Below are 16,684 nucleotides of genomic sequence, written 5' to 3'. Positions count from 1 at the left end.
ATTTGACGACGAACTGTCGCAAATTCATGTCGCATTTGTGAAAGGTTTAAAGCGATCTGCTGTGCTAGTCAAAACTTTTTTAATTTTGACTGCAACGACTCAAAGACTACTGTGACGCAGACACCACAAGGCACGCGGTCGCAGGGACGGCGCGCACTCGTAGAAATTTTGAGGTGCTTGGAGAGGCGGCCTGGGTAAGGCCGCCGAATCTTCAGCGAGTTGTTGCCAGTTCCTGTTGGACGCTGGCGACAGTGCGAGGCCAAGGTTTACCAGCCTGAACCTTCGCTGGCAAGGCCTTGATGGCAGAAACAGCCGCATCACGATTGGCGAAGTTGCCGTAGGTGATCACGTAAAGAGGCTTGCCGTTGAGGACTTTCTTGAAATAGCGGTACTCGCCGCCCTGCTCCTTGACGAAGCTTTGCGCGGCCGTCTCGGAGCTGGTACCGAGGATCTGCACCACGTAGTTGCTCGTCGGCTGCCCGGCGTACCAGCTGCCACCGGTGGCTTTGGCCACGGTAACCGGCTTCTCGGCGGGTTTGGCGGCGGCAACTGGTTTGGCTGGCGCTGGAGCAGGTTTGGCCGCTGGCGCTACCGGAGCAGGCTTGGCGGTGGCGATTTGTGTCGGAGCAGGCGCCGGTTTGGCAGCTGGCACTGGAGCCGGGGTGGGTGCCGGACCGGCCGGAACGCCCGCAGGAGGCGCTGAAGTGGTCACGGTTGGCGGCGTGTCGCTGGAGCCTTCCAGTGGCACACCGTCGTCGCCTTCGGTGATACCGCCAGCAGCTTCGGCCAGCGGGCCGCGCATCACCGGTTGCGAGTTGCCAACCAGCGGCAACGGCATCGGCTGCGTATTACCGGCAAATTCGACGTTCGGCGCGCCGCCATTGGCTGCGCCCTGGCCCAATGGCAGTTGTGCCTGTTCGTTGGCGGGTGCGCCGGTGGTTGGCGCCTTGTTGCGACCCGGCATCAGCCAGGCGGCGGCGACCGCGACCACAACGACGGCGGAAATCGCCAATACGTGTTTCTTCGGCATGTTGAACCCCATACTTGGACGCTTGACCGCAGAGCGGCTGGCAATCATGACTTCGATCAGTGCATCGCGAGCGACCTGGTTGATGTTGCCAGGCCAACCCTCGGAGCTTTCGTGAATATCAGAGATCTGATCCGCGGTGAAAAGTTCGACACCCCGGCCCGCACCTTCGAGCCGTTGGTCGAGATACTCGCGCGTCTCTTCTTCGGTGTAAGGCTGCAATTCGATGACGTGGAAGCGCTCTTCTTCGAGATGCAAAGCCTCAAGCTGAGCGATCAGCGACGACTCACCGAACAGGAACACATGCGGGCGACCTTCCGGCGCGCCGGCACCCAGCGCCATCAGCGCTTCGAGGGCGGATTCGTCGAGCTGCTCGGCGTCATCCACCAGCAAATAGACTTCCTGGCCGGTCAATGCCAACTGCACCACCTGATCCAGAATCGCGCCGACTTCGGCCTGAGCCACGTTCAGCGCCTGCGCCACCTGACGCAGTACGCCAGCGGCATCGCCGGCACCCCGCGCGGAAACCACAACGCTCTGTACCGATTGCTTGTTGGTGCTGGCGACCAGCGCCTGGCGCAGCAAAGTCTTGCCACTGCCCTGCGGGCCAGTGACCACCAGCAGCAACTGGCTGTAACGCGCCAGGTGATGCAGTTGGCCGAGCACCGGTTTGCGCTGGGCCGGAAAGAATTTGAAGCCCGGAACGCGCGGCGCGAAGGGGTCGTGGCTTAACTGAAAATGGCCGAGGAACGCCTCGTCGGCATGCAAACTAGTCATCGGAATCTTATTAACCTTTAAGCTGAGCCAGGGCGCGGTAATCCGCTCCCAGCGTGGCCTGTAGAACCTCTTTCGGATAATCGTCGGTCACTACCGCTTCGCCCATCCGGCGCAGCAGCACCAGGCGCAGACGACCGTCGATCACTTTTTTGTCGATTGCCATGTGTTCAAGAAAATCGGCTTCGCTCATTTCAGAAGGCGGAATCACCGGCAGGCCGGCCCGCTGAAACAGACGAATGCCGCGATCGCGCTCCTGTTCGCTGATCCAGCCCAGACGCGCTGACATCTCCAGCGCCATCACGGTGCCAGCCGCTACCGCCTCACCATGCAACCAGACACCATAGCCCATGTGGGTCTCGATGGCGTGGCCGAAAGTGTGGCCGAGGTTGAGCGTGGCGCGTACGCCGGTTTCCTTCTCATCGGCGCCGACCACCGCAGCCTTGGCTGCGCAGGAGCGCTCGATGGCGTAAGTCAGGGCTGTTTGATCCAGCGCGCGCAAGGCGTCGACGTTGTCTTCGAGCCAGCCGAGGAACGGCTCGTCGCAGATCAGACCGTACTTGATGACCTCAGCCAGACCCGCCGACAGCTCGCGCGGTGGCAGGGTTTTCAGGGACGCCGTATCAATCAGCACGACATTCGGCTGATAGAACGCGCCGACCATGTTCTTGCCCAGCGGATGGTTGATCCCGGTTTTGCCGCCCACCGACGAATCGACCTGGGACAGCAACGTGGTGGGGATCTGGATGAAGTCGACGCCGCGTTGATAGCAGGCAGCGGCGAATCCGGCCATGTCGCCGATCACACCGCCGCCGAGGGCGATAACAGTAGTGCGGCGATCATGGCGGGCGGTTAGCAAACCATCGAAGATCAGTTGTAGGGTTTCCCAGTTCTTGAAGGCTTCGCCGTCCGGCAACACCACGGAAATAACCGAGAACTGCGCCAGGCTGCGCGTCAGACGTTCGAGATAGAGCGGCGCAACGGTCTCATTGGAGATGATTGCCACCTGGCGCCCGTGGATATGCGGAGCCAGCAACTCGGGCTGATCCAACAAACCTTCGCCAATATGAATCGGGTAGCTGCGCTCGCCTAGATCGACCTTGAGTGTCTGCATGTGTCCCCACAGTGAAGATGGAAGCAGGCGTCCTGCCCTGAATTATTGGTTACTGCGGCCTATAGCGGGTATGACGCCATCGGCACGCCATCCGCCACAACCTCGGCGGGCTGTGACAGGACGCCGAGGATAGCGCATTTCGGGCGATGCTTTAACGGGGAGGAAGCTGCGCCAGACGGTCGAGAATGTCGAGCACTACCATACGCGGCGGCCGTTCGTCGGTTTCCACCACCAGATCGGCAATTTCCCGATAGAGCGGATCACGGATGGCGAGCAAGTCACGCAGGGTTTTCGCCGGATCGGCGGTGCGCAGCAACGGTCGATTGCGATCGCGGGAAGTGCGGCCGACCTGCTGTTCGACGGACGCGTGCAGATACACCACGCGCCCGCCCTCATGCAGGGCCTTGCGATTGGCATCGCGCATCACCGCGCCGCCGCCGGTCGCCAACACCACGCCGTCGAACTCGCACAGCTCGGCGATCATCGCCTGCTCACGGTCCCGAAAGCCCGGCTCGCCTTCCTTGTCGAAGATCCACGGGATATTGGCGCCCGTGCGCAGTTCAATTTCCTTGTCGGAATCTTTGAACGGCAGGCGCAGCTCTTTGGCCAGTAATCGGCCGATGGTGCTTTTGCCAGCACCCATCGGACCTACAAGAATCAAATTTCGCACAGAATCAACGACTCACAGCAATCGCCTGGTTATTCATGATACGCGGAGTGAGAAATACCAGCAGCTCGGATTTTTTCTCCGAAACCACATCACGCCGGAAAAGGCGGCCAAGATACGGCACATCGCCAAGAAATGGCACCTTATCTACAACCTTGCTCTGAGTATTTGAGAAAACACCGCCAATCACGATGGTTTCGCCATCATTGACCAGCACTTTGGCGTTGACCTCGTTCTTTTTGATCGGCGGTACATCCTGCACTTTGTTCAGGTAATCCGGTTCGTCCTTGGTGACCTTGACCTCCATGATGATGCGGTTATCCGGGGTGATCTGCGGGGTCACTTCCAGCGACAGCGAAGCCTCTTTGAACGACACCGACGTTGCGCCGCTGGAGCTGGCTTCCTGGTAAGGAATCTCGGTGCCTTTGAGGATCTTCGCGGTCTCTTTGTCGGAGGTGACCACTTTGGGCTGCGAAACGATTTCACCGTTGCCGGTCTTCTCCATGGCCGTCAGCTCCAGATCGAGCAAAACGTTGTCGGTAATGAACGCGATACCGATCCCGGAAGTATTGCCGACGGTCCCCATGTCGACGAACGGCGAGTTGGTACTGGTGCTGCCCGGCGTGCCGATGGTGGTCGATGAACCGTTGACCCCGGAAGCATTCCAGTTGCCCTTGTTCTGGATCGAGCCGCCCCAGCGCACCCCCAGACTCTTGTCGTAATCGACGTTGGCCTCGACGATGCGCGCCTCGATCATCACCTGACGCACTGGAATATCCAGTTGCGCCACGATCCGCCGCAGCTCGTCGAGACGATCCTGGGTCTGGTAGGCAATGATGTTGTTGGTCCGTTCGTCGACAGTGATTGATCCACGCTCGTCGATCTTGGCCTCGGCGCTGGTCACCGACTGGAACAACTTGGCGATGTCCGCAGCCTTGGCATAGTTCACCTGCAACAGCTCACGACGCAGCGGCGCCAATTCGGCGATCTGCTTCTGCGACTCCAGCTCCTGACGTTCGCGCGCGGCAATTTCATCAGCCGGGGCCACCAACAGCACATTACCGATTTTGCGTTTATCCAGGCCTTTGGTCTTCAGCACCAGATCCAGCGCCTGATCCCACGGCACGTTTTGCAAACGCAGGGTGATACCGCCCTGCACCGTGTCGCTCGCCACCAGATTGAGGTTGGTGAAGTCGGCGATCAGTTGCAGCACCGAGCGCACGTCAATGTCCTGGAAATTCAGTGAGAGCTTTTCACCGACATAGGCCTGACGATCGGCGTTGCGTTTTTGCAGGTCGTCGACGGTCATCGGACGGATGCTGACGGTCAGTTTGTTATCGGTCTGGAACGTGGAATAGTCAAAGGTGCCGCTGGGCTCGACGGTAATGACCGTGCGATCAGCGGTTACGCCGGCGTTGACGAATTGCACCGGCGTGGCGAAATCCTTCACGTCGAGACGCACCCGCAGCTTTTCCGGCAATTGCGTACGGGCGAAGCTGAGGATGATCTTGCCGTCATGCTCCTGGATATCCGGGGCGATGGTAGGGTCGGACAGGTCGATGACGACATTGCCCTCGCCCGCAGTGCCGCGCTGAAAATCCACACCACGAATGGCCCGGGATTTCGCCACGAACGCCTTGGCGGACGCAGCAGTAGTCGCCGCGCGTGGTGCCGCCACTGCCGGTCGCGGCGCCTTGGCCGGCGCGCCCTGCCCGACCACCACGAACAGATAGTTGCCCTCAACCCGAGTGTCGTAAGGCGCCAATTGCGTGAGACTGACAATCAGCCGCGTGCGGTCCTTGGCTTCAACCACCGTGGCCGTGCGCGCATTGCCACTGCCCAGATCGAGATTTTTGCTCGCCAACTGACTGGCCACACCGGGCAAGTCCAGCGCAATTCGCGCCGGTGACTCGGTGGTGTAACCCTTGGGCTGCGGCGGCGGGCCGTCGAACGACAGCTTCAGTTCGACGCGATCACCCGGCAACGCTGCCACATCCAGCGCCTTCAAGTTGGCCGCCTGTACCATCGGTGACAACAGCGCTATCCATAGCGAAAAACCGAGGGTGGAGAAAATCCTGTTCATTATTCGACTTCCACTATGAATGCTCTTTCAAAGGAATGGTGCGCGGACGTTCCAGCCAGGCGCCTTCACCGTCGGGCACAATTTCGACCACATCGACCTGGGTCGCATTGATGGCCACGATGCGCCCATCGTTGCGCCCCAGGTAATCGCCGACCTTCAGGCGATGCACCCCGCCGGCGCCACGCAATAGCGCGAAGGAACCGGAAGCATTGGCAATCGTGCCGACCATCTCGAACTGCTCGATGTTGAAACCTTCGAGGTATTGCTTGACCCGACCAGGGTCAGGCTTGACGTTGCGCGAACCACGCTTCTGCCCGGCCAGATCGACGCGCACCTGACGCGAGAACGGACTGCGCAGGTTGGCAGCGCTGTAACTGAATGCTGGGTAAGACCGGAATGTGGGTGTTGGTTCAATCTTGCCTGCCGGGCGCAAGCGCACTTCATTCATGTAGGCGTCGAGGTCGCTGAAGTCATTGCTGGCACCACAACCGCTCAATGCCAGCAGTGCCATCAACCCGGCGCAACAACGTTTCGGGGTCATTTTTGCAGCCCCTTGTCGTTATAGCGGTAGGTCTTGGCGAGGATGCTCATGCGCAACTTCGACCCACCCTCTTTGCTGGCCGGGGCCAGTTCGAAGTCATGCAGGGTCACGATGCGTGGCAATCCGGCCACGCCACTGACGAATGTGGCGAGGTCGTGATAGGCACCCGTGACGGTAATCTGGATCGGTAGCTCGATGTAAAACGGCTGGGTAACCTCCGGCAGCAGTTTGATTTCCTCGAACTCAAGACCACTGCCTAAACCCGTTCGCGTGATGTCTTCCAGCAAGCCCGGCACTTCGGTGTCACTGGGCAACTGACGCAGCAGCACGCCGAAGGATTTTTCCATCTCTTTCATCTGCTGGGTGTACAGATCCAGGTTGGCGGATATGCGCGCTTTGCTGGCGAACTGTTCCTTCAGCGTGGCCTCTTCTTCGCGCTTGAGCTGCAGCTGGTTTTGCGTGTCACTGATGAAAAAGTTATAGCCAAACGCCAATACCAGCACCATCAACAGCGCTCCGGCGATGGCTTTGACCGCGCCCGGCCACGACCCGATGTTGCTGGTGTCCAGATCGTTGAAGTCGATGTTGCGCAGACTCTCCAGCCATTCGGAAGGCTTCATTGCTCGCCCTCCACAATCTTTGGCTGGGTCTGACGAACGGTCAGCTGAAAGACGTTGGTTTGCTCCACCTGATCGGCACTGGTCGCTTTGACTTCAGTGAGGCTCGCCGCGTCAAACCAGTCGGACGCATCCAGATTGCGCATCAGCTCGGAGACGCGGTTGTTCGACTCCGCCGCACCGCTGATCGACAAGGTTTTACCGACCATCTTCACGTCAGTGAAATACACACCGTCGGGCAATGTGCGCGCCAGTTGATCGAAGATTCGTCCGCTGACCTGCCGGTTGCCCTGCAAGTCCTGAATGATGCGCATACGCTCGACCAGCTGCTGGCGATGGGCCTTGAGTTCGCTGATCTGCTTGATGCGTTCGTCGACCACGGCAATCTGCTTGCCGATGTAGTCGTTGCGCGCCGCTTGCCGGGCGATGGCCGCGCTGATGATCTGATCGGCAATGAACACCGCGCCGATCGAACCGACCACCACGCCGGTCAGCGCCAGCAGGAAGCGTTTGCGCCGCTCTTCGCGGCGCTCCTCGCGCCAGGGTAAAAGGTTGATCCGCGCCATCAGTCGAAACTCCTGAGCGCGAGCCCGCAGGCGATCATCAAGGCCGGCGCGTCACTGGCCAGCGCCCCGGCGTTGACCTTGCTGCTCAGGGCCATATTGGAAAACGGATTGGCCACTTGGGTCGGAGTATCCAGGCGCTGTTCGATCAGCCGATCCAGCCCCGGCACCGACGCCGTGCCGCCAGCGAGCAGAATATGGTCGACCGCGTTGTACTGGCCGGAAGCGAAGAAAAACTGCAACGAACGCGATACCTGCTGCACCAGCGCCTCGCGAAACGGCTGCAACACCTCGCTGACGTAATCGTCGGGCAGACCGCCCTGCTTCTTTGCCAGCCCCGCCTGCTCGACGGTCAGGCCATAGCGACGCTGGATCTCCTCGGTCAGTTGCCGGCCGCCGAACAACTGCTCACGGGTGTAGATGATCTTGCCGTTGTGCAGGACGCTGAGGGTGGTCATGGTGGCGCCGATGTCGACCACAGCCACGGTCAAGCGCTCTTGAGAAGCCGCCAGCTGCGTGGCGAGCAAGCCGAACGAACGCTCCAGCGCGTACGCTTCGACGTCCACCACGCGCGCGGTCAGCCCGGCCAGCGCCAGTGCCGCTTCACGGACTTCGACGTTTTCCTTGCGACAGGCAGCCAGCAACACGTTGACCCGCTCGGGGTTGCGCGGCGACACGCCCTGAACCTCGCAGTCGATGGCGACTTCGTCCAGCGGATAGGGAATATATTGGTCGGCTTCAATCTTGAGCTGGTTTTCCAGTTCGTCGTCGGAAAGCCCGGCGTCCATCTCGATGATCTTGGTAATCACCGCTGAACCGGCCACCGCCACCGCCACGCTTCTCAGCCCAGTGCGTGCCTTGCCCAGCACCCGGGTCAAGGCCTGGCCCACACCCTCGAGTTCGGCGATGTTTTTCTCGACCACGGCGTTCGGTGGCAGCGGCTCAACCGCATAAGCCTCGACCCGGTAGCGATCACCCTGACGACTAAGTTCCAGCAGCTTCACGGACGTGGAGCTGATGTCGATCCCCAGTAACGCATTGGTCTTTTTATTGAAGAGTCCCAGCACTACCAATTCCCTATGACTTTCCGTGAGTTACGGACTCTGTAATACACATTGCGTTCCTTCACCCCGTCTTGACAGAAGCGCAAATGACGCCCCCCCAGCAGAAAAGTGCTTATAATGCCCAGCGATTTTTTCCGCTTTTTACTGCCTGCGCGGACCGTTCTGTGTGTAGCCGGAACCCCGTCGCCAAATTCATTTTTTGCCCTGGATATCCAAAAGCCTTGATTCGTCTGCTGAAATTTTTCGGTTGGTCCATCGTCGCCGTTTTCTGCGGACTGCTTTTAGGTCTCAGCGGCGCTTATCTTTACCTTAGTCCGGGTTTGCCGTCTGTGGAGGCTCTGCGAAGCATTCAGTTGCAGATTCCCCTGCGGGTCTACAGCAGCGACGACAAGTTGATCGCAGAGTTTGGCGAAATGCGCCGTACTCCGATCCGTTTCGCCGACATTCCCCCCAATTTCATTAATGCGTTACTAAGTGCTGAAGACGACAACTTCGCCAACCACTACGGCGTCGATCCGAGCAGCCTGATGCGTGCCGCGACCCAACTGGTCAAGAGCGGTCACATTCAGTCCGGCGGCAGCACCATCACCATGCAGGTGGCGAAGAACTTCTTCCTCTCCAGCGAACGCAGCTTCTCGCGAAAAGCCACTGAAATTCTTCTGGCCTTGCAGATCGAACGGCAACTCACCAAGGACGAGATCCTTGAGCTGTACGTGAACAAGATCTATCTGGGCAACCGCGCCTACGGCATCGAGGCGGCGGCGCAGGTGTATTACGGCAAGTCGATCCGCGACGTCAGCCTGGCGCAGATGGCGATGATCGCCGGCCTGCCGAAAGCCCCTTCGCGCTTCAATCCGCTGGCCAACCCGGCGCGCAGTAAAGAGCGTCGCGACTGGATCCTGGGCCGCATGTACAAGCTCGGCAAGATTACCGAGCCTGAGTACACCGCGGCGATCAACGAGCCTCTGAACGCCAGCTATCACGTGCCCACCCCGGAAGTGAACGCACCGTACATTGCCGAAATGGCCCGTGCCGAAATGGTCGGCCGCTATGGCAGCGAAGCCTACACCGAGGGTTTTCGGGTCACCACCACGGTGCCGAGCAACCTGCAGGAAATGGCCAACACCGCGCTGCACGAAGGCTTGATGACCTACGATCAGCGTCACGGCTACCGTGGCCCCGAATCGCGCCTGCCGGGCAAGACCCGCGAAGCATGGGCCACCGAGCTGACCAAGCAACGCACCATCAGCAGCCTTGAGCCGGCCATCGTCACTCAGGTCGACAAGAATGGCCTGCAAGTGCTGACCCGCACTGGCGAAGAACATGTCGCGTGGGACACCATGAAATGGGCGCGGCCGTTCCTTAATACCAACAGCATGGGCGCCAACCCGCGCCAACCGTCGGACGTTGCGCAGATCGGTGATCTGGTTCGCGTGCAGCGCCAGAAAGACAATTCGCTGAAGTTCAGCCAGCTTCCCCAGGCGCAAGGCGCGCTGGTGTCGCTGGATCCACAGAACGGCGCGATCCGCTCGCTGGTCGGCGGTTTTGCTTTCGAGCAGAGCAATTACAACCGCGCCATGCAGGCCAAGCGTCAGCCGGGCTCAAGCTTCAAGCCGTTCGTCTACAGCGCTGCGCTGGACAACGGTTACACCGCCGCCACGCTGGTCAACGACGCCCCCATCGTGTTCGTCGACGAGTACCTGGACAAGGTCTGGCGCCCGAAGAACGACACCAACACCTTCCTCGGGCCGATCCGCTTGCGTGAAGCGCTGTACAAGTCGCGTAACCTGGTTTCGATCCGCCTGCTGCAAGCAATGGGCGTAGGCAAGACCATCGACTACATCACCCGCTTCGGCTTCAACAAGCAGGACCTGCCGCCGAACCTGTCGCTGGCGCTGGGTACCGCAACGCTGACGCCGATGGAGATCGCCACCGGTTGGGCCACATTCGCCAACGGCGGCTACAAGATCACGCCGTTCATCATCGACAAGATCGAAAGCCGCAATGGCGACACGCTGTTCGTCGCCAATCCGCCGACCGTTCCGCAGGGTACTTCGGCCACTGATGGCCTCGCGGCGCCGGCCACTGAATCGTTTACCGTCAACGCCGCGCCGGTGCCGGGCGAAGCACCGGGCAGCGCTGCCGCGCCGCAAACGCCGGCAGTCGCTGAACGCATCGTCGACGCTCGCACGACATACATCCTCAACAGCATGCTGCAGGACGTCATCAAGCGCGGCACGGGGCGTCGTGCGCTAGCCTTGGGTCGCAGCGACATCGCCGGTAAAACCGGTACGACCAACGAATCGAAAGATGCGTGGTTCTCCGGTTACAACGCCGACTACGTGACCACGGTCTGGACCGGTTTCGATCAGCCGGAAAGCCTCGGTCGCCGCGAGTTCGGCGGCACTGTGTCACTGCCGATCTGGATGAACTATATGGCGGCAGCCCTCAAGGACAAGCCGCCCCACGTGCAGCCGGAGCCGGAAGGTCTGCTGAGCCTGCGGGTGGACCCGGCCAGTGGTCGCGCGGCGACGCCGAGCACGCCGGGTGCTTACTTCGAGCTGTTCAAGGCAGAAGACACGCCGCCATCGGTGAATGAGCTGGGGAATGGCTCAGTGCCGGGCAGTCCGCTGCCGGCGGATGAGCAGGCGCCGATCGATCTGTTCTGATCCCGGTGCACATTGAAAAGCCCCGCCTTCGTGAGAAGTGCGGGGCTTTTTTATACTTGCTGGCTGGACATTGGGGCGCTACAGAAATCCACCCCCTCACCCCAGCCCTCTCCCGGAGGTAGAGGGAGCCGACCGAGGTGTCTGGCTTCATACATCGACCTGAACGACCGAGTCGACTATGGATTCAACACAGTACTTCCAGGTCGGCGTAGCTTTCAAAAATCCCACGGTCGGTCCCCTCTACCTCCGGGAGAGGGCTGCTCCAGATATGGAACACAAAACCCCCAGCCACAAAAAAGCCCCGACTCATAACGAACCGGGGCTTTTGCTTGAAGCGCTACAACAGCTTAGCCGTTGAACACGTCATCCACGCTTTTCAGCGGGTAGTTCTTCGGATACGGCAGGGTTGCCACACCGGTCTCGATTGCGGCTTTGGCCACAGCGTCGGAGATCAGGGTGATCAGGCGCTTGTCCATTGGCTTCGGAATGATGTACTCACGACCGAATGCCAGCGGAGCACCACCGTAGGCATCGCACACGTCCTGAGGCACTGGCAGTTTGGCCAGTTCGCGCAGCGCATTGGCGGCAGCCACTTTCATTTCTTCGTTGATGCGCTTGGCGCGAACGTCCAGAGCACCACGGAAGATGAACGGGAAGCCCAGAACGTTGTTGACCTGGTTCGGGTAGTCCGAACGGCCGGTCGCCATGATCACGTCGCTACGGGTGGCGTGAGCCAGTTCCGGGGAGATTTCCGGATCCGGGTTCGAGCACGCGAACACGATCGGGTTTGCCGCCATCGACAGCAGGCCTTCAGCGCTCAGCAGGTTCGGGCCGGACAGACCGACGAATACGTCAGCGCCTTGCAGAGCGTCCGCCAGGCTGCGCTTGTCAGTAGCGTGGGCGAACACGGCTTTGTACTGGTTCAGGTCGTCACGGCCGGAGTGGATCACGCCGGTACGGTCAACCATGAAGATGTTTTCGATGCTTGCGCCCATGCTCACCAGCAACTTCATGCAGGAGATGGCGGCAGCGCCGGCGCCCAGGCAGACGATCTTCGCTTCCGGCAGGGTTTTGCCAGCAATTTCCAGGGCGTTGATCATGCCCGCAGCGGTCACGATCGCGGTGCCGTGCTGGTCATCGTGGAATACCGGGATGTCGCATTGCTCGATCAGAGCACGTTCAATCTCAAAGCACTCAGGGGCCTTGATGTCTTCCAGGTTGATGCCACCGAAGGTGATGGAGATACGCTTGACGGTGTCGATGAAGGCTTGCGGGCTTTCGGAGTCGACTTCGATGTCGAAAACGTCGATGCCGGCGAAGCGCTTGAACAGCACGCCTTTACCTTCCATGACGGGCTTGGAAGCCAATGGGCCGAGGTTACCCAGGCCGAGAATCGCGGTGCCATCGGAAATGACTGCAACCAGGTTGCCCTTGCCGGTGTACTTGTAGGCCAGTTCAGGATCGCGAGCGATCTCGCGCACTGGTTCAGCTACGCCGGGGCTGTAGGCCAGCGACAGGTCGCGGGCGGTAGCAGTGGCCTTGGTGAGCTCGACACTCAGCTTCCCTGGACGAGGATGAGCATGGTATTCGAGAGCGGCAGTTTTCAGATCAGACATTTTGGCATTCCGCTTTTTTACTGTTGGACAGACTGGTCAGCGAGGATACGCGCCTCGCAAAGTCCCCACAAGACTGAGCGGTCACCCCTGTCAAGCGCCCTGCCCTACGACTTTGGGCCAAGAGCCACGGCGCACAAGGGCTTGACTGTTCACAATCGACAGAAAAAATGTCTACAATTTTTATTCAGCGTGCGCTCTGCAGCATGGCAGGATCGGTCAGTGGCAGCAGCCAACGCGGCTGACCCGGTTTCAACCCACCGCGCCGCGAACGATCGACCACCCAGCCACGCGCCTCGATTTGCTTGCCCTTCAGCGCTTGCAAACGATTATTGTCGAATTGTCCGACCAGATTGGGTGCAACACGCAATACAAGCGAGTCCTGCAACTCGATCCAGATTCCACCGCGATTGCGCTGCACTTTGCTCACACGGCCACTGACCACGGCGAAACCCGAGCGCTGGATCTGCTCTGCTTTCAGTACAGGTGACTGCCGCCAGAGGCCTCGGCCCGCCTGTCGCGCATCGCGTTCAGCCGCTTGCTGACAGGCAACAAGATCGACATTCGGCGCCACCGCGACCTGGAAACCCAGGCCATCGGCGAGCATTTGCGCTTCGAGGTTGGCGCCGCTGGCACTGTAGAGGTGGGCCAGCGTACGGCCGTAATGGTCTTTTGACTCTTTGCCGGGAACCACGCCGACGCGCCCGCCGCTTTCAGCCACCAGCGCTTCCAGGCGTTTACGCGCAGCAATGGCGAATGGCTCGTCGCTGCGACCCTGCTTGCCGAGTTCAGGCGTATTGAGGCCGATCATCCGTACGCTGCGGCCGTCGCTCAGGCGCAAGGTGTCGCCATCGACCACGCGTTGCACGGCGACTTGCGTCAGTCCGGAGGGTGTCGGGCAGTACGCAAGCGCAGTGGAAAGCCAAATCGCAGGCATAAAAAAGGCGCCCGCGAGGGACGCCTTTTTCAGCAGCGAGGAAAAGCCCACCGGGCTCTTCAACCTTACTCTGCAGCAGCAGGTTTCTTGCCGAAAGCACCGAAACGGTCTGCGAAGCGCTGAACGCGGCCGCCAGTGTCCAGAGTCTTTTGCTTACCGGTGTAGAACGGGTGGCATTCGTTGCACACGTCGATTGGCAGAGCTTTGCCGAAGGTCGAACGGGTTTCAAACTTGTTGCCACAGCTGCAGGTAACAGCGATGACTGGGTAATTCGGGTGGATATCAGCTTTCATGGTGTCTTCCTCAGCTAGCGTGCCGCCATCCAACACTATTGTTGAATACCGCACGTAATTAGGCCGCGGATTCTACCAGACCTTTGCAATCACGCAAGCTGTCCCGGGTGCCCTCCATCAGAAAAGCTGTTCAATGCTGACGGCGGCTGTTGACATCATGCTGCGTTACCGCTCGTCAGCATTGAACGCTTTCCTGATGGAGGACACAGAACCGACCGTCTGCTAGGCTCCCGACCCATTGCCCTGTCCCTGTGGGAGCGAGCCTGCTCGCGAAGACGATCTATCAGCCAGCATTTTCGTCGCCTGACACACCGCTTTCGCGAGCAGGCTCGCTCCCACAGGTTATGTACCCCGTCCTTTTAATCGTCTGCTGATCGAGATCCCCCCGCGTGCCCGACGCCATTCTGCGCCTCGCCCTGCCTTCGCCTTTGCGCCGCCTGTTCGACTATCGGGCGCCGGCCGGCGTACTGCGCGCGCAGTTGCAACCGGGCATGCGCCTGCGGGTGCCGTTTGGCCGACGCGAGATGATCGGGATTCTGGTGGAGGTGACCGACACCAGCGAAGTGCCGGTGGAGAAACTCAAGCCGGCACTGGCTCTGCTCGACGCCACCCCGCCACTGCCGCCAGCGCTGTTCAAGCTGTGCCTTTGGACATCCCAGTATTATCAGCACAGCCTCGGCGACACCTTGAGCTGGGCGCTGCCGGTGCTATTGCGTCAGGGTGAACTGGCCGAAGCCCGACAGGAGCGCTTCTGGTCGGTAATGCCGGGCGCCAGCGTCGATGATCCGCGCATCGCCCGGGCGCCGCGTCAGCGTGAAGCGTTGACCACGCTGGCCCAACACCCTCACGGCGTCGCCCATCAGTTGCTGAGCAAACTGATGCTGAGCAAGGACAGCCTCGATCTGCTGCTGGCGAAAAATCTGGTGCAAGTCGAGATCCGCCGCCATGCACCCGGCGCACGCCATGAACATTGGCTGGCGCAACCGGAGCTGCCGCTCAACCCCGAGCAGCGCGCCGCGTATGAGGCGATTCGCGCAGGCTTCGACAGTTATCACGCGTTTCTCTTGGCCGGCGTCACGGGCAGCGGCAAGACCGAAGTCTATTTGCAACTCATCCGCGAAACCCTCGAGGCCGGCAAACAGGCGCTGGTGCTGATCCCGGAGATCAACCTCGGTCCGCAGACGCTGGCGCGCTTCGAACAACGTTTCAACGCGCGGATCGCCCTGATCCACTCGGCCGTCAATGATCGCGAGCGCCTCGAAGCCTGGCTCGCCGCCCGCGACGGCGAGGCCGACATTATTATCGGCACCCGCTCGGCGCTGTTCACCCCGATGAAGAATCCGGGGCTGATCATCATCGACGAAGAGCACGACGGCTCCTATAAGCAGCAGGAAGGCTTGCGCTACCACGCCCGTGATCTGGCGCTGGTGCGCGCGCGGCAGGAAAACATCCCGATTGTCCTCGGTTCCGCCACGCCTTCGCTGGAAAGCTTGCACAACGCCTACACCGGCCGTTATGGCCTGCTACGCCTGAACGAACGCGCCGGCGGTGCCAAGCAACCGCGCTTCCTGCGCCTGGATGTGAAAAGCCGCCCACTGGACAGCGGGATTTCCGGGCCGATGCAGCAAGCCATTGGCCAGACCCTGGCAAATGGGCAACAGGTACTGGTATTCCTCAACCGTCGCGGTTTTGCACCAACGCTGCTTTGTCACGATTGCGGCTGGATGTCCGAATGTTCACGCTGCGATGCGCGGATGACGGTGCACCAGCGCCACGGCGAATTGCGCTGCCACCATTGCGGCTACGTCGAGCGCACGCCGCGCCAATGCCCGAAGTGCAACAAGGTCGATCTGCGCCCGGTCGGCGCCGGTACCGAGCGTGCAGAGGAACGCCTGGCGATTCTGTTTCCGGATTACCCGGTGCTGCGGGTCGACCGCGACAGCACGTCGCGCAAGGACGCGATGAATCAGCTGTTCGCGACGATCCAGAAGGGCCAGCCCTGCATTCTGGTCGGCACGCAGATGTTGGCCAAGGGGCACCATTTCCCGCGGGTGACGCTGGTGTCGATTCTCGATGCCGACGGTGGTTTGTTCTCCGGCGACTTCCGCGCCAGCGAGCGCATGGCGCAGCTGATCGTGCAGGTCGCCGGACGGGCCGGCCGGGCGGAAGAGCCTGGCAAGGTGATCATTCAGACCCACCTCGCCGACCATCCTTTATTGGTGCAACTGACCGAACAGGGCTATTTCGCCTTTGCCGAACAGGCCTTGAGCGAGCGCCGCGCCGCCGGCCTGCCGCCGTTCGCGCATTTGGCGCTGCTGCGTGCCGAAGCGCACAAGCCGGGGCAGGCCGAAGGTTTTCTCGATGAGGCGTGCAGCGAGGCGGAGCGTTTACTGGTCGAGCAGGGGCTGAACGGGATTGAACTGCTTGGGCCGGTGCCGGCACCGATGGAGCGGCGTGCCGGGCGTTATCGCGCGCAGTTGCTGCTGCAGGCGACAGCGCGGGCACCGCTGCATCGGCTGCTGGCCAGTTGGTTGCTGGTCCTGGAGCAGATGCCGAGCGGGCGGGCGGTGCGTTGGTCTTTAGATGTCGATCCGGTCGATTTGTATTGACCTGAAGATCGCCTTCGCGAGCAGGCTCGCTCCTACAAGGGATTGATGCCAGACACATAATGTATGAACGCCGCAGATCCAATGTGGAGCGAGCCTGCTCGCGAAAGCGGTCT

General features: G+C 60.7%; 13 protein-coding genes. 2 read left to right on the top strand and 11 right to left on the bottom strand.

Features of this window, described 5'->3' with window-relative positions:
• Positions 1 to 211 precede the first annotated feature (211 nt).
• From H8B20_RS18075 to H8B20_RS18040, 8 genes are all read right to left on the bottom strand, one after another.
• Entirely contained in the window at positions 212 to 1,804 is a 1,593-nt protein-coding gene (locus H8B20_RS18075; protein ID WP_210624083.1) for an AAA family ATPase, read from the bottom strand.
• Positions 1,805 to 1,814: 10 nt separating this feature from the next.
• Entirely contained in the window at positions 1,815 to 2,915 is a 1,101-nt protein-coding gene (gene aroB / locus H8B20_RS18070) for a 3-dehydroquinate synthase (RefSeq protein WP_150687609.1), read from the bottom strand.
• 151 nt (positions 2,916 to 3,066) lie between these two features.
• Positions 3,067 to 3,585: a shikimate kinase AroK gene (gene aroK / locus H8B20_RS18065; RefSeq protein ID WP_042557267.1), complete on the bottom strand. Its 519-nt coding sequence runs from the start codon at positions 3,583 to 3,585 to the stop codon at positions 3,067 to 3,069.
• A gap of 4 nt (positions 3,586 to 3,589) precedes the next feature.
• A complete protein-coding gene (locus H8B20_RS18060; protein ID WP_210624082.1) occupies positions 3,590 to 5,665 on the bottom strand; it encodes a type IV pilus secretin PilQ in 2,076 nt (691 codons plus the stop codon).
• A 13-nt stretch (positions 5,666 to 5,678) separates the two neighbouring features.
• Positions 5,679 to 6,206, bottom strand: coding sequence for a pilus assembly protein PilP (locus H8B20_RS18055; protein WP_210624081.1), 528 nt, complete (start codon positions 6,204 to 6,206; stop codon positions 5,679 to 5,681).
• Positions 6,203 to 6,826 carry a type IV pilus inner membrane component PilO gene (pilO, locus tag H8B20_RS18050; RefSeq protein ID WP_210624080.1) on the bottom strand — a complete coding sequence of 208 codons (624 nt, stop codon included), beginning with the start codon at positions 6,824 to 6,826 and terminating at the stop codon, positions 6,203 to 6,205. The genes H8B20_RS18055 and pilO overlap by 4 nt, the downstream gene beginning before the upstream one ends.
• Positions 6,823 to 7,389: a PilN domain-containing protein gene (locus H8B20_RS18045; protein ID WP_042557263.1), complete on the bottom strand. Its 567-nt coding sequence runs from the start codon at positions 7,387 to 7,389 to the stop codon at positions 6,823 to 6,825. Before H8B20_RS18045 ends, pilO begins: the two co-directional genes overlap by 4 nt.
• Positions 7,389 to 8,453 (bottom strand): type IV pilus assembly protein PilM, encoded by a 1,065-nt coding sequence (locus H8B20_RS18040; RefSeq protein ID WP_210624079.1) that lies wholly within the window; start codon positions 8,451 to 8,453, stop codon positions 7,389 to 7,391. Before H8B20_RS18040 ends, H8B20_RS18045 begins: the two co-directional genes overlap by 1 nt.
• Before the next feature lie 218 nt (positions 8,454 to 8,671).
• Between H8B20_RS18040 and H8B20_RS18035 the strand changes: the two genes are divergently transcribed.
• The gene (locus H8B20_RS18035; RefSeq protein ID WP_210624078.1) at positions 8,672 to 11,119 is read left to right on the top strand and encodes a penicillin-binding protein 1A; all 2,448 of its coding nucleotides are present in this window, start codon (positions 8,672 to 8,674) and stop codon (positions 11,117 to 11,119) included.
• Positions 11,120 to 11,466: 347 nt separating this feature from the next.
• Here H8B20_RS18035 and H8B20_RS18030 read toward each other — a convergent pair whose 3' ends face one another.
• The 3 genes from H8B20_RS18030 to rpmE all read right to left on the bottom strand — a co-directional run bounded on the left by H8B20_RS18030 (position 11,467) and on the right by rpmE (position 13,962).
• Positions 11,467 to 12,735, bottom strand: coding sequence for a malic enzyme-like NAD(P)-binding protein (locus H8B20_RS18030; protein ID WP_042557260.1), 1,269 nt, complete (start codon positions 12,733 to 12,735; stop codon positions 11,467 to 11,469).
• 184 nt (positions 12,736 to 12,919) lie between these two features.
• Positions 12,920 to 13,669 carry a thermonuclease family protein gene (locus H8B20_RS18025; protein WP_215729382.1) on the bottom strand — a complete coding sequence of 250 codons (750 nt, stop codon included), beginning with the start codon at positions 13,667 to 13,669 and terminating at the stop codon, positions 12,920 to 12,922.
• 65 nt (positions 13,670 to 13,734) lie between these two features.
• Positions 13,735 to 13,962 (bottom strand): 50S ribosomal protein L31, encoded by a 228-nt coding sequence (rpmE, locus tag H8B20_RS18020; RefSeq protein WP_016984589.1) that lies wholly within the window; start codon positions 13,960 to 13,962, stop codon positions 13,735 to 13,737.
• Between the two features lie 389 nt (positions 13,963 to 14,351).
• Between rpmE and H8B20_RS18015 the strand changes: the two genes are divergently transcribed.
• Positions 14,352 to 16,571: a primosomal protein N' gene (locus H8B20_RS18015; RefSeq protein ID WP_047299391.1), complete on the top strand. Its 2,220-nt coding sequence runs from the start codon at positions 14,352 to 14,354 to the stop codon at positions 16,569 to 16,571.
• Positions 16,572 to 16,684: the final 113 nt, after the last annotated feature.

It is taken from the genome of Pseudomonas sp. P42 (assembly GCF_017973755.1).
GTDB lineage: Bacteria > Pseudomonadota > Gammaproteobacteria > Pseudomonadales > Pseudomonadaceae > Aquipseudomonas > Aquipseudomonas iridis.
This window is presented reverse-complemented; position numbering and strand designations above follow the sequence as displayed.

What these genes read in the sequence shown, in the direction of transcription:
- H8B20_RS18075 (WP_210624083.1), bottom strand. Translation starts at nt 1,804, where the DNA reads ATGACTAGTTTGCATGCCGACGAGGCGTTCCTCGGCCATTTTCAGTTA.
- aroB (WP_150687609.1), bottom strand. Translation starts at nt 2,915, where the DNA reads ATGCAGACACTCAAGGTCGATCTAGGCGAGCGCAGCTACCCGATTCAT.
- H8B20_RS18060 (WP_210624082.1), bottom strand. Translation starts at nt 5,665, where the DNA reads ATGAACAGGATTTTCTCCACCCTCGGTTTTTCGCTATGGATAGCGCTG.
- H8B20_RS18055 (WP_210624081.1), bottom strand. Translation starts at nt 6,206, where the DNA reads ATGACCCCGAAACGTTGTTGCGCCGGGTTGATGGCACTGCTGGCATTG.
- pilO (WP_210624080.1), bottom strand. Translation starts at nt 6,826, where the DNA reads ATGAAGCCTTCCGAATGGCTGGAGAGTCTGCGCAACATCGACTTCAAC.
- H8B20_RS18045 (WP_042557263.1), bottom strand. Translation starts at nt 7,389, where the DNA reads ATGGCGCGGATCAACCTTTTACCCTGGCGCGAGGAGCGCCGCGAAGAG.
- H8B20_RS18030 (WP_042557260.1), bottom strand. Translation starts at nt 12,735, where the DNA reads ATGTCTGATCTGAAAACTGCCGCTCTCGAATACCATGCTCATCCTCGT.
- H8B20_RS18025 (WP_215729382.1), bottom strand. Translation starts at nt 13,669, where the DNA reads ATGCCTGCGATTTGGCTTTCCACTGCGCTTGCGTACTGCCCGACACCC.
- rpmE (WP_016984589.1), bottom strand. Translation starts at nt 13,962, where the DNA reads ATGAAAGCTGATATCCACCCGAATTACCCAGTCATCGCTGTTACCTGC.